Source organism: Legionella quateirensis (assembly GCF_001467955.1).
GTDB classification, from domain to species: Bacteria; Pseudomonadota; Gammaproteobacteria; order Legionellales; family Legionellaceae; genus Legionella; species Legionella quateirensis.
Window position 1 is genome coordinate 71,268 of sequence record NZ_LNYR01000001.1, and the last position, 20,367, is coordinate 91,634.

Here is a 20,367-nt window from a genome sequence, read left to right on the forward strand (position 1 = left end):
TTATAGCGCCGAAAACGTATTTATTTAAGTCTTGATGATCATTTAAATACCCGTCTTTGCGAGCAACGCGAAGCAATCCAGAACGGAGCCTTATTGGAACTGTATTCTGGATTACTTCACTTCGTTCGTAAAGACGAAATTTTATACTGAACATTAGATAGTTATCCTCACTAAAACAATGAGAGGATTACTCAGGGCTACGATTGTGCCTTTTAGAGCATTAATCGTCCTGATGGCTGTCTCGACTCTTCTAATCCGGACATTCAAAATTCTAATATCGGCTATTCAATTTCAACCAGTAAATTTAAGCTTCCATTAAACTTCGCCCTGTATCATTGATTCTACATGTTGGTTGTATGGTTTAATTTCATGCCAGCATGAACTTAAATTAATCAATCTAATAAGGAACAATTATTATGTCAGCTTCAAAAGATTATATGAATACTCTCTTTGGAAAATCTGCAAGTTTACTTAGCCCTGAACTTACTATAGAGAATGGTAAGACTGTAGTCGCTATCTATTTAAAAAAGAGCATAAAGTCATCAAACCCTTCCGCTCTTATTTCACCAGATCAGGTGGTTGTTGCATTGGAAAAAAATTCGGATGCAGGTCAGACGACGTTTTCATATTATAATTCAAAAGGTTATAGTTCACGAGGATTCGGAGAAATTGCTGGTATCGATCAAATTCACGACACAGAAAAAGCCAAGATGGTCGTATTCGAATTTCTTTCTCAGGAACAATCAGATAAAAAAGTAGTTTTTCAAGTTCCTACTGCGTCAGTACTCGAATTGATGGACAAAGTTGTTGAGCTGTTTAATCAATCAGGTAACCAGCCAAAACATGTGGACGGTGAGCCAATGTTAGAGGAAATTAAAGGCTTATTTATAAAAGCAGGACACGATGTAAAAGCTGAATCTAAAAAGCAACCTGCATTATCTCTGAGTTTTTGCTCTGTGATGTAATCTGTAATTTAAACCCATTATTATTCGGGTAGGTAATGTGTTAAATCAACCATTCTTTGCCCGAACTCTATTTCATTATACCTTTTTAAAAAAGTACTCATGCAGAATCGATGGGCTTAGGGAAATTGCTCTGTAATTGAATCAATACAATTGTCATTTTCTTCATTTTCAGGCTATAACTTAGTATAGGAAATCTTGCATAGGATAAAAAAATGGGTACTTTTTTTATAGTTTTATTAATCATCGTCGCTCTTATATTTGTCTGGTCCATCAGTATCTATAATACCTTGATAGGCCTTATAGAGGCGATCAATAACAATAAAAAGCAAATTGATATTCAACTGGATAGACGCTTTAAGGTCTTTGAATCTCTGATTGAATCTGTAAAAAAATATATGGATTATGAGAAAACCACTTTAAAAGATGTTGTGGCTTTACGTAATCAAGCTCAAGAGGCAAAAGCTGCGGGTAATGAGCAGGCTCGTATGGATGCAGAAAATGGTATTTCCAAAATTGCTTCAGGTTTAAATCTGGTATTTGAGCAATATCCTGACTTGAAGGCCAGTCAAAATGTATTGCAATTACAGGAAGAAATCGTCAATACAGAGAATAAACTGGCCTATTCCAAACAGGCCTACAACGACAGTATCGAGCGTTATAATGCCAAGAAAAAATCCTTTTTTGAATCCATAGTAGTGTCTATGTTTTCTGCTTCTCTGGATAAACAATTTATTTATTGGGGTCTTCCTGAAGATCAGATTCAAGCGAAAGAAGATTATACTGTCAAACTCTGAGAGTAGACTATGAGTATAGCGGACTACCATGCTACAGCTGGGGATTGGCGGGCATCGTTAAAACAAAATGAGCGTAAGACTCGGAGAGTTATCGCGCTCTTTTTTTTAGTTTATTTAATTGTTGGGCTGATTGCAGATACGTTCGTTCTGCAATCCATGTATCCTCACATCACTTTGGAACAAAGTTTCCGGGCCTTGATAACGTTTAAGGTTGTTCCTATTGCCACATTGCTTATGCTGGGTTTTGCCGCAATTTCTTTGATGATCACTTATGCTCTTTATGACCGGATTATGCTGTTGGGAACTGAATATAGAGAAATTACTCCTGAAAGCGCGCAAACCGTTCAGGAAAAGCAACTCTATAACGTTGTTGAGGAAATGAAGGTAGCGTCCGGATTACAATTTATGCCCAAGGTATTTGTCATTGAGGCAGAATATATGAATGCTTTTGCCAGTGGCTACAGTGAGAAATCAGCTATGGTCGCTATTACACGAGGTTTAATGGAGAAACTGGATAGAGCTGAATTACAGGCTGTTATGGGGCATGAGTTAAGTCATATCCGGCATCATGATATTAAATTAACGTTGATGGTGGCTGTATTAAGCAATATTTTATTGATTGTGATTGATATATTATTTTATTCAGTCCTCTACAAACGTGACAGGAGAGAAGATAATCGGTTGTTAATGGTTATTATTGTCTTGCGTTATGTATTACCTATTATCACGGTTTTATTGACCTTGTTTTTAAGCCGTACTCGCGAATATATGGCCGATGCGGGTTGTGTTGAATTGATGCGTGATAATGAGCCTATGGCTCGAGCGTTGCTTAAAATAAGTCAGGATCACGAACAACATGCAGAACAATATGCAAAGGCATATGGTGAGACCCCGCATGAGCAAGTACGACAAGCATCTTATCTTTTTGACCCCTCCGATATTGATCCAGTGAAATCCTTAAGCAGTTCGTTTTCAACTCACCCATCGGTAGAACAACGTTTGGAAGCTTTGGGTTTTAAACGCAAGTAACTGGTTTTTTATGGGCAGAGAGAAGGTATTAACAATACACCTTGGTTATGATGTGTGCTGTAACCCGAGCATTCATGAGTGTGATTTGTATTTGTTTCCTGGCTACATTAAAGTGCAACCTGAATCCGGTTCTTTTTGGTGCAGTGGAACAGGAGTCGGATGCATATCATTGATTATAATAATGTACATTGCAGTAATACTTTCATTATCCCAGGTAGTGTTATCATTGATTAATTCAAGTAATTGAGATGCGCTTTGATGCAGTAAAAATCCGGGATCATCAAGTAATGAACCAAGTTCCCTTGATAACCTAACCCTTGTGGGGCTGATCATGAGCAGTTTTTGAGAAGCTGCTTTTTGAGCTTCAATTAACTCATTAAGATGATTTATCCATAGATTTATTTGTTTGAAGAATTCAATATCTGAAAAAAAGGTGAATCGGCTGTCTTTGTTGGTGACGTTGCTGGTTTTATGGAGTACATCCAGCAGTTCTTGAGTTGAATTGATTGCTTTAAGTTGATGAAATAATTGATCAGCCAGCGCCTTTTGAGAGCTGTCATCATCATTACCATAAGTAGTTAGCCAATCAGTCAAGAGTTCAATTATAGAATGATGCATCGTTACCTAACCTATCGCCTATTCCCGTAAACCGACACCTTTTTTCAACAGGACAAGATTGATTATAGTCAATCCTACCAGCATGGCGATGATGATTATCATGGCCAGATTCATACTCACTTCTTCCTGGCCAATCATGGCATGTCTCAATGCATTGACCATATACAAAATAGGATTGAGGTAGGAAATATGTTGCCAGAATGGGGGTAACATATCGATGCTATAAAATACACCTCCCAGATAGGTAAGAGGAGTCAGGATAAAAGTTGGAACCAGCATAATATCATCAAAGTTACGGGCTACCATTGCATTGGTGAATCCGGCCAGTGAAAATACGGCAGATACTAATAAAACAACAAACAGGGTCATAGGCAGATGATTCATTTCTATAGTCAGGAAAAAGCTGGCAATGAGAAAAACCAGAATGGCCACGATTAATCCTCTGAATACCCCACCTAAAACATAACCTAATAATAACAGACCGTTATGCATGGGACTTATCAGCATTTCTTCTATGCTTTTTTGAAATCGAACGCTAAATAATGAGGACGATACATTTCCGTATGCGTTAACAATGACCGACATCATGATAAGGCCAGGAGCAATAAACATGGGATAACTAATCCCCTGAATGGTGCCTATTCGAGGTCCTATCAGACTACCGAATATAAGAAAATAAAGGGTAGTAGTAATTACGGGCGGTAAAAACACCTGGCTGGCAATGCGAAACATGCGTACCAGTTCGCGTCGTACCAGGGTATAGAGTGCAATAAGTTGTTGTCTAATGGCCATTTTTAATGAGATCCAGAAAAAGCTCTTCCAAGCGGTTCGTTTTATTGCGCAAACTGTGGACTGTTATACCCTGTTGAGTCAGCGCATTAAATACTTCATTCAGGGTTAAGGTATTATCCACTCTTAATTCAAAAGTATTCGCATCGATTAATGTAGTCTTAAATGAAGGGATATCCGGTAATGTACTGATGGGTGTTTCCGTATTAAAAATAAACGTCTGGTGACGCAGCGTTTGCAATAATGCCTTCATCGACGTGTTTTTTATGATGACTCCCTTGTCTATAATGGCTATGTTTTTACATAATTGCTCTGCTTCTTCAAGATAGTGAGTAGTGAGGATTATTGTAGTGCCTTCCGCATTGGTTCGGGTTAAGAATTCCCACATGCTTCTTCGAATTTCTATATCCACACCTGCTGTAGGTTCATCAAGTATGAGTACTTTGGGTTGATGAATCAACGCCCGAGCAATCATTAATCGTCGTTTCATACCACCAGACAGCTGACGAACTATAGATTTTCTTTTATCCCAAAGACCTAGTTGTTCTAGTAATGATTCGGCTCTGGGTAAAGCTTCCTTACGAGTAATTCCATAATAGCCCGCCTGACTTAATAATATCTGAACTGGATTTTCGAATATATTCAGATTGACTTCCTGAGGTACGAGCCCCAGACATGATTTAGCCTGTTCTGTCTCAGTATCCAAATCATAACCATGAATCTTGATACTTCCGGACGTTTTATTGACTAAAGTTGTAATCAAGCCAATCGTAGTTGATTTGCCTGCGCCATTAGCCCCTAACAAAGCGAAAAAATCACCGGTATTGACTGTTAAATCAATGCCTTTAACCGCTTGAACACCGTTGTTATAGGTTTTGGATAGTTGCTGAATGTCTAAGGCAAGCATAAGTAGTTCGATGAAATGAAAAGTTCATTATACATGATTATAATGATTCTACAGCTGTCTTCTATTTCATTTTTTGAATGAGCAATTCGGGAGGGTTTGAAGTCCTGATTTCAGTTATTTTAAAGTCGCTTTCAATGAATCTGACTCATCATCCGATTCTGAATCAGATTCACCATCCCAATCTGAATCAGATTCAGTTTCAGATTCCCCCAGATCATGTCTACGGCTCTCTAATGCCTCGAATAAGGCTTCCATTAACGGATTGCCTACATGCTTTTTTTTTCTACGGAAACTGGAGTGGGTGTCGATGTAGATGCCTTGTTTTTTTGTCCGTTTCTTTTGGCCAATTCATCTTTTAATTCTTTGAAAAAACCTTCGCCGTTAAATACCCGACTTGGTTCTTCTGGTTTATTCGATGCCGAGGGGGGCGGTGGGGGAGTTTTGGGTGGTGCTTTAGGTGGTACCTTTGGAATCGATACTTCAATTTGTACTTCTGCAACAATTGATGTGGACATGCTGCCGGGATCTGACTCAGATGATTGCATGGAGTTCGTATGAGGTGGTATTGGGGAAGGCGTTACGGAGTGTTTTTTCTGTTCCACTTCATGCACTGGCGAATCCAGTTGAATGGATGGTGTGGCTTTAATCAATGCCTCATTGGAGCCTATCGAACCCGGGGTAAGAGTAATTTTATCAGAACTTTTGGGTCTTTCTCTGGTAATTTCATGAAGAGTATTAAGTAACTCAGCAAAAGAAGTTAATTGTTCCCTTGCTGTAGAAATTTGTGGCTGAAGCGAACGGAATAGCTGGTCATTATAAACTTGTTCTTTTAAATGTAGATTTTCAGCAGTAAGTTGAGCATTTTGATTTTTTAATTCTTCATTTTGTTTTTTTAATAATTCAAGTTCAGAAACATACGCTACTCTTGAAAATTCTTGAGATTTTTGTGTTGAATCTAATGCCAAGCGCAGATCTCGCATCATTCGTTCAGAAGATGTACCTTCGAGCGCTATCTGGATGTGTATCGGTGAGTCATTTTTCATTGCGCTGATTGGCGTATAGACTTTTACGGCTGAATTATATTCAATTAGCGATCTACTCCAGCAGTCAACTAAATAAGGATTCGTTGGGGCAGAGAGGTTTATCGGTATGGTAATGTATTCAATAACGCTGGCGTCATGAAATGTTTCCTGATTGCGTGATATAAGCGCTAAAATCTCTTCAATATAACTACATATGCCACTATGATTTTGTTCCTTTCCCCATCCAAGCGACCCAAGCATTGAAGAAGCACCCGTTTTTTTGTAATGGGTGATAAATTTATTAAATGATAATAGAAATTCCTTGCTCAATGGCATCCTTAACTCCTAATCCTTGGAAGCTGATGTGATTCATTTAATATCAATTGATCTTAAAACTCAATAATTTTGAATTAATATTTTCACTTTGATCGAATTAAATCGCGTTAGTGAGAAAAAATACACAAAATAAGTGATGAGATAAATTTGTTCGATGATATATTAGGCTGTGTTGACAATTCCGATTTCGACGTCCCGCGACTTGTTCGCGGGACGTTGAGAATAATCTGATGAATTGTCAATACAACCTAGTTACAAAAAAGCAGGGCTTACGAAAAACCCCTCATATCGCTGTTAAAAGGATTTTTAATTCGTTCAATGAGTTACATTAATATCCCTCATTAACACGCTCATTTACCGTGATCCTGGGGTTTTTCTTAATTACTGTAAACCTGATAATGGAGACTTTAGTGAAATCAATGGATAGGCAGGACACCGATTTATTTTTACCCATGCACTTAGGTTCCCTCACTTTGGCGAATCGAATTGTGATGGCTCCTTTGACCCGCAGCCGTGCCGGCAAGGGTGATGTTCAAGGTGCGATGAATGCAGAGTACTATGCTCAGCGTGCTTCAGCAGGTTTAATTATTTCTGAAGCAACACAAATTTCTCAACAAGGGAAAGGATATGCCTTTACCCCGGGTATCTATACGGAACAACAAACTGCGGGTTGGACGCTGACAACTGAAGCCGTTCATAAAAAGGGTGGCTTTATTTTTGCTCAATTATGGCATGTTGGTAGAATTTCTCATCCCGATTTGCAACCCGATAATCAATTACCCGTTGCTCCCTCAGCAATACAGCCAGCAGGTAAGGCATTTACTGAGACAGGTTTTAAAGACTTTGTTATGCCAAGAGCATTGGAGATCAATGAACTGCCTGGCATAGTGGAACAGTATGTTCATGCCGCGCAATGTGCCAAACAAGCCGGTTTTGATGGAATAGAAATTCATGCTGCCAATGGTTATTTGCTGGAGCAATTTTTAAGTGATAAAACGAATAAACGTACCGATAGTTATGGTGGTAGTATTGAAAATAGAGCACGTTTATTACTTGAGGTAGTGGAAGCATTGACTGCTGTATGGCCATCAGATCGAGTGGGGATCAGGCTGTCTCCTGTCAGTCATGCTAATGATATTGATGACAGCACACCAATGGAAACCTTTTCTTATGTAGTGAAGCAATTAAATCATTATGGCTTGTCTTATATTCATTGTGTTGAAGGAGAAACGATTGGGCCTAGAAACATTCCTGATAATTTCAGTTTTGCCGCGTTACGAGCTCTTTATAAAGGGATTTATATTGCCAATAATGGATATGACCTGGAGTTGGCTCTAAAAGCGCGTGCAGAAAATCTGGCAGATCTCATTTGTTTTGGCCGGCCTTTTATCGCCAACCCGGATTTGGTTGAGCGCTTGAGGATTGGTGCTGAATTAACGGATGCCCCAAGGGAAACGTGGTATGGTAATGGTGCCAAAGGCTATACGGATTGGCCAGTGCACGCCTAAGTATCCTGAGTCAGGATAGGATTCAGATTGGTGATAAAGGGTATATTCGTGGAGGCTGTTTTCATCCATCCGGTAATACTGTAGCGGGTATGGTGGGTAAGACAGACTTCATGAGGTAATTCACTGTTGAAGCAGATGAAACGATTCCCTTTTGGATACACCTTTTGCAGAAGTTGATCTTCTTTGGAATAAAGAATTAATTCCCCACCAAAATCTTCTTGCCAGAGCTCATTTAAATAATAAACACAGGATATTTTTCTTGTTTTATTGGTGGCGAACTGATCGACGTGTTTTTTATAATAGGCTCCGGGTTGATAGACTGCAAAATGGGTTTCAAATTCAGCGAGACCCAGGAATAGAGTCCGATTCAAGATCGAGGCCAGCTTATTCGTCTGCTGCAAATAGGCTTGGACGCAACGCTCTGTTGACTCTTCCTCAAGCCAGCATATTTCATCCGTTCTAATGGCAATATTATGATGAGCCTGAACCTTTTGCCCAATTCGAGCACTGCGAAATACACCTTGTTGATGCAGGTTTTGAGCGTGATGGATTAATGCCTGGTAGTGATCTTGGGTTAAGAATTCATCAATGAGATGATATCCCTGAACACTGATGTTATGGCTAATTAATTCAGGATCAAGCACGTGTTTACCTTGAGAACAATCTGTGCCGAGAATTTTACGCTAAGATAAAATTCATGCAAGCTTTGTATCCAATGCCGTTTAAAGGCATTTAAAGGACTTACAAAAAAACCATAGCCGGTCAGGATAAGGAGAACATCAAAAGTAGCCCGGATGAAGCATAGCGAAATCCGGGAAGCCTATGTGCAGCATGGTACTTTTTAAACGGTGTCCTCTTCGCGGGAACTCCCGGATTACGCAGGTCACACTTCATCCTGGCTATTATTTATACAGTAATTCCTTAGCCTGACGTCTATGCTAAAAACCCCAAAGTCGAGACGAAAGGAATTATTAATGAAGAGATTGGATGTTGTTCCTAAGCCCTGATTTATTTGGCAGAAGCTTTACCTTCCAGAATATATTGGTACTCTCTCCATTGCGGCATAAATTGAGTCATGAGCGCATAAAATCGTTTGTTGTGGCTTGCTTCAAGAAGATGAACCAGTTCATGCACAAGAACATACTCAAGACAGACTAAAGGCTTTTTAATTAAATTGAGATTTAACCATATTCTACGAGCCCGTGTATTGCATGAGCCCCATCGGGTTTTCATTTTTTTTATACCCCACTCGGTTATTCTCACATTGATAATGGTTTCCCAGTGTTTTATCAACTCCGGAAGTAGTGATTCCATTTCTCTTCTATACCAACGATCAAGAACGATTTGTTTTTGGTTTAACGTTGTATGGGGTTGAGTAAAAAAATGAATCAGTTCACCATCCACTGTGATCTTGGAAGGGCCATGATGTTCTTCAATAATTAATAAATAGTTTTTTCCTTGAAATGCAATCGTTTCTCCTGTTTGCAGGTTCTCTTCTTTAAATGAAGACCGTTCACGAATACGCTCACGCTGGGCACGTATCCACTCACATTTTTCTTGGAGATGTTGTCTGATTAAGCGGTCACTGTACCTTAATGGTGCACTTACTTTAACCAATCCATCAGGGGGATAAATTCTAAGATTCATGTTTTTAATTGGTTTTCTGGATATTTCTATAGAAATGCCATCAATTTCAATGATCATAAATGGATTGAATAAAAGAAGATGAGTGTATTATATCGAAGAAACTGAAATAGTGGTGTGAATTTTCTGTTTATTTAAATAGTTGAGCTAATTCCATTTAGCGCAGGTTTATCAGCATCATCCTCTACAACCCTTATTCAGCAAGGCTTGTAGAGCGAGCTATTTAGATCTGATTTGGTACGCTTTGCGAGATGTTAAGTATTTTTCTGGGTTGATGAAAATACATGACAAGAAGCATTTTTGTTCATAATTATTACCCTTGATTTCTATATGTCTTTTAAGAGATTAACTAATAAATTGATCGAATCAGCGAGAGTAATTTGCTCTTCTTCAGTTAAAACCTGAAGGTTATCGTTCAATCTATTATGTAGAAGATAAGGGGCAGCAGCAACAAACTCTTTCCCTTTTTCTGTAATATCGATATAAATAATACGGCGGTCTTGAATATCACGTGTTCGATTAACAAATTGTTTTTCTTCTAGACGGTCAATTACTCCTACAATAGTACTCATTGATAAATAAATTTTCTTTGAAAGAGAAGATATAGTCATTCTTCCATTTTCATAAATTTCATACAAACAGACTATTTGAGGGATAGTCAAACCATAGCATTTGTTTAATCTTCTGGAATGATAATCCATCTGCTGCATAATCTTTCGTAATGCAAGAAAGATGCTTTTAGAACGCTGTTCTGACTGTTGAGCAGCTGTTATTTTGTATTCTAGGGATTGATTCTTGATATCACTCATGGATGATTCTTTACCTATTAACGGTTGCAATGAACTAATTTACCCATTAATATGACAAATACTTTGTGTACAAATCATATCAACAGATATTGATATTTAAGGGCATTAACTATTGTATCCAAGTATTCAATATAACTATAGAAGTATCCTCAAAAATAGTATTGAAATTAATATTCAATACGCCTGTCACATTAGTAATTCTCAAAGATCATCAACAAAAGGAGGATTGTCGAATGGATAATCAAATTAACAAACGCTTAAAGTCAACCAAGAATGCATCGCAATTGACCAGCGACCCTGCAGAGGAAGAAATTTATTTTAATAGTAATGGAGTATTAACATTAGGAGTGGAAATTGAGCTCCAGCTCATTGATTCTAAAAACTATAACTTATGCTCAAGAGCTACTGATGTTCTTAGCGCTACAGCTCATCTTGAAAAAATTAAACAAGAATTTTATTTAAGTACTATAGAAGTGAATACGGGTAAATGTCTAACTGCCCAAGAAGTTGAGGAGGATCTTTATGCAACACTCGCTTCATTACAACTAGCGACGAAGGATTTAGGGATTTTATTTTCTACAACCGGCTCTCACCCTTTCTCTAAATACTCCGATTGGGTAGTGTCTCCTACGGCTCGATATCAAGAGTTAATTGATCGTAATCAATGGCTTACCCGGCGTATGAGCGTCTATGGCTTACATGTTCACATTGGCATGTCCAGTGGAGAAGACTGCATCCGGTTTAACAATTTTTTCATGTATTTTTTGCCTCATTTATTAGCTCTTTCTTCAAGCTCTCCATTTTGGCAAGGAATAGATACTGGGCTTGCCTCTTGTAGACCTACTACCTATGAAGCGTTACCTACTGCAGGACAACCTTATCATGTCCGAACATGGCAGGATTTTGAGCATTTATATAAGTCATTAAAATTATGCGGTTCGATTAAATCACTTAAAGACTTATGGTGGGATTTAAGGCCAAGCCCTGGTTTTGGAACATTAGAAATTCGTGTTTGTGATGGCGCAGCCACTTTATCAGAAACACTTGCTTTAGTTGCCTTGATTCATACTCTTGCCCATTGGTTTGCTGATAATGGAAGTTGGCTTGAGTCAGTTGCCTATCCCCCTTATTGGCTTTCTCGAGAAAATAAATGGCGAGCCATTCGTTATGGATTGGATGCCGAACTAGTAATGAATACTGAAGGTAAAACCAAATTGATGCGCGAAGATATCAATGAATGGATTGAAAAATTAAACCCATACATCCAACAGTTGGGCTATCAAACTTATTATTCTACTCTAAAAGTGATTATGGATTCAGGGACAAGTTCTGAGCGACAACGCAAAGTATTTGCTCACAATCATTGTTTTAAAGATATTGTAAAACACAATGTCAGCGAATTTTTACTGCAAACACCTCTATACAGACGTGAATCTGTTATATCCCCCTAATTGACGCTAACCACTATTTAATAAAAAACAATTCGAGGAAGACATCAATGAAACAAGTAACCTATACATCAAAAAAATTGGGTAATGTCATCATCAAAAGCGAATTGAATCAGTATACAATTTGTTCGAACAGGTTGGAGGCCAGATCTCTTAACCAAGATGAAGAAAGTTTTTTAATCGATAAATATACTCCCCTTTTAGAGAATCCTGAAAATACAAGAATGTTTGGTGAAGGTAAGGCCTGGGAGCCTTCTGCCGTAAAAGAGTTCATACAAGATGAAACAAAACGTTGGAACTCTGGCAACAAATTCTCCGTGCTTTCAATTTACCATTCAACTACTCAAGAATTTATTGGTTATCTCTACATAAAGCATTCTTTAGATGATTTCTCCAATATAGGAGTCGGCCATCAAAATGTAGGTGAAATTGCTTATATTATTGATCAAGCTTTTTGGGGAAAAGGTTACGGGACTGAAATTGCAATCTTGGGGAAAAAGTTTATAAAACACATTATTTCTGAAAGTGAGGATGAAACCTTAGAAAAGAACATTAAAGAAATTGTTGCTACAGTACATCCATCAAATGAAGGTTCAAAAAGAATTTTGCAGAAAACATTAAAAAACCAGGAACAAGAGGAGTTTACTAAGTTCGGCGACCAACCACGTCTATTATTTTTTAAACCTTTGAAAACCGTTGATGCAACGGTGAGTAAACCTATGGATTTAACTTCTAAATTATAAAAGGAGGGTAGACTATGTGTGGAATAGCCGGTGAATTCCAGTTCAATAAAAAAAATATTCCTCTTTTTAGCTTAGAGAAGGCCTTGCATAGGCAGTTTAACCGTGGTCCAGATGATGGTCAAATATACCTTACGAAAAGTATAGCGCTTGGGCACAGAAGACTTAAAATTTTTGATCTTTCTACTCGCGGAATGCAACCCATGGTTGATTCAGATTTAGGCTTAGCATTGGTTTTTAATGGAGCAATCTATAATTTCGTAGAGTTACGTCAAGAACTGAAATCTAAAGGTTATTCTTTTATTTCCAACAGTGATACAGAAGTACTTCTTAAAGCCTATCATGCCTGGGGTAAAAATTGCGTTCATCGTTTAAGTGGTATGTTTGCTTTCGCAATTTGGGAACAAAGAACGGGTAAATTGATCCTTGCACGCGATCGACTAGGTATTAAACCTCTTTATTATAATATTACTACAAGTCATGGATTCAGATTTGCATCCACTTTACCTGCATTAATTGAGTTTGGTGATATCGATACATCAATTGATAAAATTGCACTTCATTATTATCTAACCTTCCATGCAGTTCCTGAACCACTTACTATCCTGTCTGGTGTGAAAAAACTTGCTCCTGGTTCCCTCATGACCGTTTATCCTGATGGAAAAATTGAAGAAGAGAGTTACTGGGATTTAAAATTTGATAATACAAAAGCAGAACATTATCGAGATGAAAATTATTGGGTAAAAGAAACTTACGAGGCATTACACTCAGCAACTCATCGTCAATTGGCAGCAGATGTTCCTGTAGGTATCTTACTTTCCGGAGGATTAGATTCTTCATTACTTGTGGCAATGACGTCCAAACTTGGATATAAAGAAATTCAAACATTTTCTATTGGGTTTGATGGGGTAAATGGAGAACAAGGTGATGAATTCCTATATTCGAATCTAATTGCTTCAAAATTTAATACACAGCATCAACAAATGTCTATATCAAATAAACAGCTAGCCTATTCATTGGGAAATTGTATTTCTGCAATGTCAGAACCTATGTTGAGTCATGACAATATTGGTTTTTATCTTCTTTCTCATGAGGTTGCCAAACATGTAAAAGTAGTCCTTTCAGGTCAAGGCGCAGACGAGATTTTTGCGGGTTATCATTGGTTTCAAAAGATACATTTAAATCCGGTTTTACCATCACAATCAGCGCAAATAATTTTTAACAAGGTAGCTGATCGTTCCTTTAAAGAATACCAGCAACTTGTAATGCCAGAACTTCAAACAACATTTCATGCGTGGGATTTTTTAATTAAACTTTGTGAAAAAAATAATTCTAAAAACCCAATTGATAATTTACTTAAATATGAAAGTACTTTTGCATTAGCAAATGGCCCTTTAAGTCGAGTTGATAATATGACCATGGCAGCAAGTCTCGAAGCACGAGTACCCTTTTTGGATGAAGAAATGCTTAAGATTGCAAGCACTATGCCACTTCAGTATAAATTACCTCAAGGGGGTAAATATATTTTAAAACAGCTTGGAAGGAAAATGCTTCCTAAACAAATTGTAGATCGTCCTAAAGGATATTTTCCTGTTCCAGCATTGAAATATTTAGAGGGAACTACTTTGGAGTTAATGCGTGAAGTACTTTCTCCTGAAAACATAAAGCACAGGGGTATTTTTAATTTAAAAGCAGTTCAAAACTTATTTTCAAACTCAGCAAAGAACTTTACACCTTCAGGTATTTCTAAACTCTGGCAAGTTGGTTTGCTTGAATATTGGCTTCAGCAACATAAACTGTAGTTAGTAATGTAAGAACGGTTTAGGGCATTACAAAAAGGAGCTTAACTTCAGTCCGTGAGAGGCTAATCCACTCGAAGGATATTAAGAGCATCTACAGCCATAAGAGCCCATAAAAGCATGAATACCAATACGTGACATTTAATAAAATTATTTGGACTATGGAATGGGTGTTGTTACTTATAGTTTAATTGTTAATCATTTACCAGTTAATACTAAGGCAATTGGCGCAAATGAACATGAAAGCCATCATGTTCTGGATATTGTTTATAATAATATCCATGATCTGAAAATTGCCGCTGTAACTGCAGACATGCACCGCATCAACCGAGTTCACTTCGTACTAATGTATTTATTTGGTTATGATTTAAACTATTCCATTAATTCAAAGTCTTTTTAGTCAGAATATTTAAAACCTTCATCATTCTGTTTAAATGAAGTAACTGTAAGGATAGTGACGCTTAAGTACTTGTTAGGTTAACGTTCTGCTCCTACACATGGGCTATCAATGTATTCCCCATTGATGTCTAGAACCATATTGACACTGGCGCGTTGGTATCGAGCCAGGATATCGTATTCTTGTTTTGTAATGTATCCGTAGGAGTTGCCGCAATATACTAATGACGTTGCGCCTGGTCTTGGTTTAACCTGTACTGGCAGATCACAATCCCAGCGAAATCTTGTTAAGTCACAGTTAGCCAGTGCAATACTGGTTGGTAATACTGATAACATGATGAGTACAAGCCATTTATTATTCATTTCTTATCTCCACTGGCATATTATTTTATTTTAAGTATAGGTTAAATCTGGAATACAAGAGGTTAATGGGAATGAAATTATGTTTCACAAGATTTTTTTTGAATTTAATGATATATATTCAGTAAGTTAAATCCAAAGGTCGATAGGTATGCTTTCTTCCAGTATTGAATATCTCCAGGCTCTGCGTAACGGTAACTACCTTCGTTTTTTGGAATGGCCTCAATTCATCGCACAGCATTATGCAGACCCCAAATATACTATTGGTGCAGATGAAACCCTTCCTTTAATCATTTTTGAATGGTTGAATAATGGTTTTTGTGAGGAAGATATAAAACACATGGCTGTATTGACTGTTGTTCATGATTTGGATTCAAGTCCAATAAGAGCTGGTTTATCTTATGCCTTTATTTCCTTATCTCTTGCGCTTATTAGTTGTATGGTCTATCAGAGTACACATACTCAGAGTAATTTTTTGAAAAAAGGAACATTGACGGGCAAGGAAGTGTGTCAATTGATGCAGAAACAGAGTGCTCTTATGGATAAAACACAATTTGCTGAGCAACAACAAATAGAAATCAGTAAATTGACGCATTATCAAGAAATCATCGATAGAAAAGTTGTAGCTCAAGCTTTTGAACAAATAAATTCAGTTACTCAATACAGATATTTAACCGAAGACTATATCTCCGTCCTTGAAAATACTCCAATTGCAGAGGATCAGTTACGTGTATCAAGAATAAGTATGCTTAAAAGTCTGGCACATTATTTAAATGAACGAATGGAATATACTGAAGAGGTTAAAGAAGGGATTGGAGTGTATGTCACTCAATTATGGGCAATGAATCCTGCCGATTTTGAGGAAGAATATCTAAACAAACTTTCCTCTTATTCCTTCGTCGCCAATATCTGGAAAATGGCTGTAACTTATGGATTAAAATTCTTTAGCATCTTGCAACCCAGCACTACACTGGCTATTACTGATGATACTTCAAATACCCCTAAAATGAATTAGTTTGTGAATTCTTTAAATGCCAGCTTCATGAGCGAGCAAGGCTTCTTTATATGAAATGGATTCAGGATTACCCATGTATCCCCCAAGATTATCTTTTCCAACAACTCGGTGACAAGGGATAAATAAAGCCAGTGGATTGCGTTTGCAGGCCTGACCTATGGCTCTGGGGCTGCTTTGAAGCTTGATCGCTAATTCTCCATAGGTTAATGTCCGACCGACAGGAATGACCAGAAGGGCGTTCCAAACGTTCAGTTGGTATAGACTGCCTTTAGGTTTTAATTGCAAATGAAATCGATGATGTGGATCAGCGTAATAGGCTTCAAGTTCCTCACCAATTACGTGAGCCAGATTGGTATTAGCAGGGCTACCTGATTTTTGAGTGAATGAGGCATTAAAAACAAAATGCTCATCATGTGCTACTTCAAGTCTACCCCACGGGGTAGTAAAAATAGACATGACGAGCTTTGAATTCAAGAATTAATCGCCTTTTTTACCAGACAGTTTTTCTTTAATACGAGCAGCACGACCAGCAAGGTTACGTAAGTAATACAGTTTTGCACGACGTACATCACCACGGCGTTTAACAGTGATACTGTCTACGATTGGGCTGTATGTTTGGAACACACGCTCAACACCAACGTTGTGAGAAATCTTGCGAACAGTGAACGCGGAATTCAAACCACGATTTCTCTTGGCTATAACGATACCTTCGAAAGCCTGTAAACGTTCACGAGTACCTTCAATTACTTTAACTTGAACAAGAACAGTGTCACCTGGATTAAACTCAGGAATTTCCTTGCCTTGCATTTGCTCAGCATTTAATTGGTCAATAATATTAGTCATGGACTACTCCTAAAATTGGTTTATCCTCAACAGGAATCACCGTGTTCGCATTTATAACTATTAAGCATCTGATTCTTGGATGCTCTGAAATCTGCCTGTTTACTACCTTTAATTCGGTGGTAAACGATGCTCTTCCTGAAACTCTGCAAGCAATTGCCTGTCGGTTTCATTCAACTGCATGTGCTCCAGTAAATCCGGACGTTTAAGCCAGGTTTTACCCAGGGATTGTTTTCTTCGCCATCGCTCTATATCCCTATGGTTCCCACCTAATAAAACAGGAGGTACATCCATACCGTTTATGGTTGCAGGCCGGGTATAATGAGGACAGTCGAGTAATCCATTCATGAATGAATCTTGCTCTGCTGAACCAAGATGCCCAAGACTACCGGGTATCAAGCGAGTTATGGCGTCAATAAACACCATGGCAGCCAATTCACCGCCACTTAATACAAAATCCCCAAGCGACCATTCCTCATCCACATGATGACTAATGATACGCTCATCAATTCCTTCATATCGTCCTGCTATAAATAGCAGGGGTTGCCTTTCATTTGCCACCTGGTTTAAGTCGGCTTGACGGATTACTTTACCCTGAGGACTTAAGTAAATCGTTTTGCAGTTACCTGGCATTTGGCTGCGTGCATGCAGAATTGCCGCATGCAGTGGTTCATACATCATGACCATTCCTGGTCCACCACCATAAGGCTTATCATCTACTTGTCTGTAGGGTCTGGATGACCAATCACGTGGATTCCAGTGCGCAATGTGTACCAGCTTCTGTTCAATTGCCCTACCGGTAATTCCGTAGTTTAATCCATCCATTATTTCTGGAATCAAACTGATTACACCCAGATGCAGAACCACTTAAAAATCCACATCCCAGTCGACAGTAATGACGTTTTCGGTGTCATTGATATCCATTATAAATTGCCCCGGTAAATAAGGTATTAAATGCCTTTTTTCACCTTGGACTACCAATACATCATTAGAGCCAGTCGGCATCACTTCAGTTACAACTCCAAAGGGTATGCCTTGTTGGTTTATCACCTTCATGCCTACCAGCTGGTGCCAATAATACTCACCTGGTTCTAATGCAGCAAGCTGTTCTTTTTGAACAGCAATTTCTATATTGGTAAGTCGAGAAACCAGCTCACGATCAGGATAACCTTCTATTTGAGCTATTATGGCTTTGTTATGTACTTCGATGCATAATAGCTTAACAGGTTGCCACTGATTATTTAAAAAGGCATGCCAGTCTGTATATCTCAGAATATTATCTCGCGGATCTGTGAAGGAATGAACCGTAACAAAGCCTTTAATACCATGAGGGCGGCCGAAACGGCCTAATACTATCCAGTTTGCCTGATTATTCACGTTATTAAGCAGCTGTCTCAGATTTCTTATTAAATTCTTTTATCAATGCACTGACGCGATCAGATAATTGTGCACCAACACTTTGCCAATGGGCTAATTTTTCCATTTCAACGTGCAGACGTACTTCTTGTCCTCGCGCAACAGGGTTAAAATAACCAATACGCTCAATGTAATTACCATCGCGACGTTTGCGGCTGTCTGTTACTACCATGTGATAAAAAGGACGCTTTTTGGCGCCGCCTCGTGATAAACGTATAACGACCATTGTTTTCCTCTACTTTAGAGTGGTTACATAAAAATGCCGAGTATTGTACGAAAATTAACTCAACATGTGAAGTAATTCTTTTAATTTATTTTTTAACCCAATATCTCTTCGAAGTGAACGACCATTATTGATAGGATGTTCGTTCTCTAAATTTTAATATTGTAATAAAAACAATTACTTTAAATCATCTGGAAACATGTCTTTCATTCCAGCCATTCCCCCAAGGCCTCGCATCATTTTCTGCATTCCGCCAGGCTTGGAAAATTTTTTCATCATCTTTTGCATTTGTTCAAATTGTTTTAACAATCGATTTACATCCTGAATTTGGGTTCCCGAACCCATGGCGATGCGTTTTTTTCGTGATCCGACAATTATTTTGGGAATTCGTCTTTCTTTCGGCGTCATTGAGTTAATGATGGCTACAGTTTGCGCCATGGCTTTGTCATTGACTTGTTTCATTGCCTGTTGGGGCATTTGACCCATTCCTGGTAGCTTGCTCATCATTCCTGCAATGCCGCCCATGTTGTTCATTTGCAACAGTTGTTGTTTAAAATCTTCTAAATCAAATCCCTTTCCTTTCTTTAACTTTTTAGCCAGTTTTTCACTGGCTTGTTTATCTGCTTTGCGTTCAACTTCTTCAATAAGGGTCAGAATATCGCCCATACCTAGTATTCTTGAAGCGATACGTTCCGGGTGAAATGGCTCTAACGCCTCTACTTTTTCCCCGCTGCCAATAAATTTTATCGGTTGTCCGGTAATTTGTCTTACTGATAATGCGGCACCACCTCGGGCATCACCGTCCGTTTTGGTAAGGATCACCCCGGTTAAAGGCAGTGCCTCATGGAATGCTTTTGCCGTATTAGCTGCATCTTGACCAGTCATACTGTCAACAACAAATAACGTTTCAATCGGATTTACAGAGTGATGTAATGCTTTAATTTCAGCCATCATTTCTGCATCAATATGCATCCGTCCTGCAGTATCGATAATAAGAACATCCATGTATTGCTTTTTAGCGCTTTCTAATGCTTTTTGAGCAATGGCAATGGGTTGCTCATTGGTTTCAGCTGGAAAAAATGCAACATCAATTTGTTCTGCCAAAACTTTTAATTGTTGTATCGCTGCAGGTCTATAAACGTCAACGCTGACCAGCATTACTTTCTTATTTTCGGTTTCTTTTAAATAGCGGGCAAGTTTAGCGGTACTTGTGGTTTTACCCGAACCCTGTAAACCGGCCATCAGGAATATTGCAGGAGGCTGAGTTTTGAAATCAAGTTCAGCACGTTCATCGCCCATGACATGGATTAATTCATCATGAACGGTTTTAATAAAAGCCTGATCAGGGTTTAAACTGGTCAATACTTCCTGGCCAAGGGCTTTCTCTTTTACTTGTTCGATAAAATCTTTAATAACCGGCAGGGCTACATCTGCTTCAATCAGTGAAAGTCTGACTTCGCGCAAGGCTTGTTGAATATTGTCTTCGGTTAAACGACCCTGTCCACGCAGATTTTTAAAGGTGCGGGTCAAACGTTCGGTTAAGTTATCAAACATAATAATAGAGTACCCGGAAAAAATAGGCACTATAGCATAGAGAGGCAAAACAATGCTACTTATACGGGTACATGTGCAAGGAGCATTTATAATGGATCTCGTGTCTGGATCCCAATCTTAAGATTAAATGTTGAAAAGATGCCTGGTTATAAAGT

Annotated in this window: 24 protein-coding genes; 9 read left to right on the forward strand and 15 right to left on the reverse strand. The window is 38.3% G+C overall.

Features of this window, described 5'->3' with window-relative positions; translation table 11 throughout:
* The first annotated feature begins 416 nt into the window (after positions 1-416).
* The 3 genes from Lqua_RS00380 (at position 417) to htpX (ending at position 2,788) form a co-directional block, all read left to right on the forward strand.
* Positions 417-965 (forward strand): hypothetical protein, encoded by a 549-nt coding sequence (locus tag Lqua_RS00380; protein WP_058472336.1) that lies wholly within the window; start codon positions 417-419, stop codon positions 963-965.
* Positions 966-1,177: 212 nt separating this feature from the next.
* Positions 1,178-1,759 (forward strand): LemA family protein, encoded by a 582-nt coding sequence (locus Lqua_RS00385; protein WP_058472337.1) that lies wholly within the window; start codon positions 1,178-1,180, stop codon positions 1,757-1,759.
* A gap of 9 nt (positions 1,760-1,768) precedes the next feature.
* Entirely contained in the window at positions 1,769-2,788 is a 1,020-nt protein-coding gene (htpX, locus tag Lqua_RS00390; protein ID WP_058472338.1) for a zinc metalloprotease HtpX, read from the forward strand.
* A gap of 102 nt (positions 2,789-2,890) precedes the next feature.
* Here the strand turns inward: htpX and Lqua_RS00395 are convergent, their stop codons facing one another.
* The 5 genes from Lqua_RS00395 to Lqua_RS00410 form a co-directional block, all read right to left on the reverse strand.
* The gene (locus tag Lqua_RS00395) at positions 2,891-3,406 is read right to left on the reverse strand and encodes a hypothetical protein (protein ID WP_058472339.1); all 516 of its coding nucleotides are present in this window, start codon (positions 3,404-3,406) and stop codon (positions 2,891-2,893) included.
* Between the two features lie 18 nt (positions 3,407-3,424).
* Positions 3,425-4,198, reverse strand: coding sequence for an ABC transporter permease (locus tag Lqua_RS00400; RefSeq protein ID WP_058472340.1), 774 nt, complete (start codon positions 4,196-4,198; stop codon positions 3,425-3,427).
* Positions 4,188-5,102, reverse strand: coding sequence for an ABC transporter ATP-binding protein (locus tag Lqua_RS00405; protein ID WP_058472341.1), 915 nt, complete (start codon positions 5,100-5,102; stop codon positions 4,188-4,190). The genes Lqua_RS00400 and Lqua_RS00405 overlap by 11 nt, the downstream gene beginning before the upstream one ends.
* 114 nt (positions 5,103-5,216) lie before the next feature.
* Positions 5,217-5,357: a hypothetical protein gene (locus Lqua_RS18080; protein WP_157076119.1), complete on the reverse strand. Its 141-nt coding sequence runs from the start codon at positions 5,355-5,357 to the stop codon at positions 5,217-5,219.
* An 11-nt stretch (positions 5,358-5,368) separates the two neighbouring features.
* On the reverse strand, positions 5,369-6,460 hold the full coding sequence (locus tag Lqua_RS00410) for a coiled-coil domain-containing protein (protein ID WP_058472342.1): 1,092 nt from the start codon (positions 6,458-6,460) through the stop codon (positions 5,369-5,371).
* Positions 6,461-6,879: 419 nt separating this feature from the next.
* On the opposite strand from Lqua_RS00410, the gene Lqua_RS00415 reads away from it, so the two are divergent.
* The gene (locus tag Lqua_RS00415; RefSeq protein WP_058472446.1) at positions 6,880-7,968 is read left to right on the forward strand and encodes an alkene reductase; all 1,089 of its coding nucleotides are present in this window, start codon (positions 6,880-6,882) and stop codon (positions 7,966-7,968) included.
* On the opposite strand, the gene Lqua_RS00420 is transcribed toward Lqua_RS00415, so the two are convergent.
* The 3 genes from Lqua_RS00420 to Lqua_RS00430 all read right to left on the reverse strand — a co-directional run bounded on the left by Lqua_RS00420 (position 7,965) and on the right by Lqua_RS00430 (position 10,421).
* A complete protein-coding gene (locus tag Lqua_RS00420) occupies positions 7,965-8,612 on the reverse strand; it encodes a 2OG-Fe(II) oxygenase (RefSeq protein ID WP_058472343.1) in 648 nt (215 codons plus the stop codon). The genes Lqua_RS00415 and Lqua_RS00420 overlap by 4 nt on opposite strands.
* A 364-nt stretch (positions 8,613-8,976) precedes the next feature.
* Positions 8,977-9,672: a M48 family metallopeptidase gene (locus Lqua_RS00425; protein WP_058472344.1), complete on the reverse strand. Its 696-nt coding sequence runs from the start codon at positions 9,670-9,672 to the stop codon at positions 8,977-8,979.
* A gap of 266 nt (positions 9,673-9,938) precedes the next feature.
* Positions 9,939-10,421 (reverse strand): MarR family winged helix-turn-helix transcriptional regulator, encoded by a 483-nt coding sequence (locus tag Lqua_RS00430; RefSeq protein WP_058472345.1) that lies wholly within the window; start codon positions 10,419-10,421, stop codon positions 9,939-9,941.
* A gap of 233 nt (positions 10,422-10,654) precedes the next feature.
* Between Lqua_RS00430 and Lqua_RS00435 the strand changes: the two genes are divergently transcribed.
* The 4 genes from Lqua_RS00435 to Lqua_RS00450 all read left to right on the forward strand — a co-directional run bounded on the left by Lqua_RS00435 (position 10,655) and on the right by Lqua_RS00450 (position 14,808).
* Complete coding sequence (locus Lqua_RS00435; RefSeq protein WP_058472346.1) at positions 10,655-11,872, forward strand: carboxylate-amine ligase; 1,218 nt, start codon at positions 10,655-10,657, stop codon at positions 11,870-11,872.
* A gap of 47 nt (positions 11,873-11,919) precedes the next feature.
* Entirely contained in the window at positions 11,920-12,612 is a 693-nt protein-coding gene (locus tag Lqua_RS00440; protein ID WP_058472347.1) for a GNAT family N-acetyltransferase, read from the forward strand.
* A 14-nt stretch (positions 12,613-12,626) separates the two neighbouring features.
* Positions 12,627-14,411 (forward strand): N-acetylglutaminylglutamine amidotransferase, encoded by a 1,785-nt coding sequence (locus Lqua_RS00445; RefSeq protein WP_058472348.1) that lies wholly within the window; start codon positions 12,627-12,629, stop codon positions 14,409-14,411.
* A 163-nt stretch (positions 14,412-14,574) separates the two neighbouring features.
* Entirely contained in the window at positions 14,575-14,808 is a 234-nt protein-coding gene (locus Lqua_RS00450) for a Tn3 family transposase (RefSeq protein WP_058472349.1), read from the forward strand.
* Positions 14,809-14,885: 77 nt separating this feature from the next.
* On the opposite strand, the gene Lqua_RS00455 is transcribed toward Lqua_RS00450, so the two are convergent.
* Positions 14,886-15,167, reverse strand: coding sequence for a hypothetical protein (locus tag Lqua_RS00455; protein WP_058472350.1), 282 nt, complete (start codon positions 15,165-15,167; stop codon positions 14,886-14,888).
* Between the two features lie 148 nt (positions 15,168-15,315).
* Between Lqua_RS00455 and Lqua_RS00460 the strand changes: the two genes are divergently transcribed.
* Positions 15,316-16,179, forward strand: coding sequence for a helical bundle domain-containing protein (locus tag Lqua_RS00460; RefSeq protein WP_058472351.1), 864 nt, complete (start codon positions 15,316-15,318; stop codon positions 16,177-16,179).
* Positions 16,180-16,191: 12 nt separating this feature from the next.
* Here Lqua_RS00460 and Lqua_RS00465 read toward each other — a convergent pair whose 3' ends face one another.
* The 6 genes from Lqua_RS00465 to ffh form a co-directional block, all read right to left on the reverse strand.
* Positions 16,192-16,635 (reverse strand): methylated-DNA--[protein]-cysteine S-methyltransferase, encoded by a 444-nt coding sequence (locus tag Lqua_RS00465; protein ID WP_058472352.1) that lies wholly within the window; start codon positions 16,633-16,635, stop codon positions 16,192-16,194.
* A gap of 21 nt (positions 16,636-16,656) precedes the next feature.
* Positions 16,657-17,022, reverse strand: a complete 366-nt coding sequence (rplS, locus tag Lqua_RS00470; protein ID WP_058472353.1) for a 50S ribosomal protein L19 — start codon at positions 17,020-17,022, stop codon at positions 16,657-16,659.
* Between the two features lie 108 nt (positions 17,023-17,130).
* Positions 17,131-17,886, reverse strand: coding sequence for a tRNA (guanosine(37)-N1)-methyltransferase TrmD (gene trmD, locus Lqua_RS00475; protein WP_058472354.1), 756 nt, complete (start codon positions 17,884-17,886; stop codon positions 17,131-17,133).
* On the reverse strand, positions 17,887-18,396 hold the full coding sequence (rimM, locus tag Lqua_RS00480; RefSeq protein ID WP_058472355.1) for a ribosome maturation factor RimM: 510 nt from the start codon (positions 18,394-18,396) through the stop codon (positions 17,887-17,889). It abuts the gene before it with no gap.
* Positions 18,397-18,400: 4 nt separating this feature from the next.
* On the reverse strand, positions 18,401-18,661 hold the full coding sequence (gene rpsP, locus Lqua_RS00485; RefSeq protein ID WP_058472356.1) for a 30S ribosomal protein S16: 261 nt from the start codon (positions 18,659-18,661) through the stop codon (positions 18,401-18,403).
* Positions 18,662-18,835: 174 nt separating this feature from the next.
* Positions 18,836-20,212, reverse strand: coding sequence for a signal recognition particle protein (gene ffh, locus Lqua_RS00490; RefSeq protein ID WP_058472357.1), 1,377 nt, complete (start codon positions 20,210-20,212; stop codon positions 18,836-18,838).
* Between the last annotated feature and the right edge of the window lie 155 nt (positions 20,213-20,367).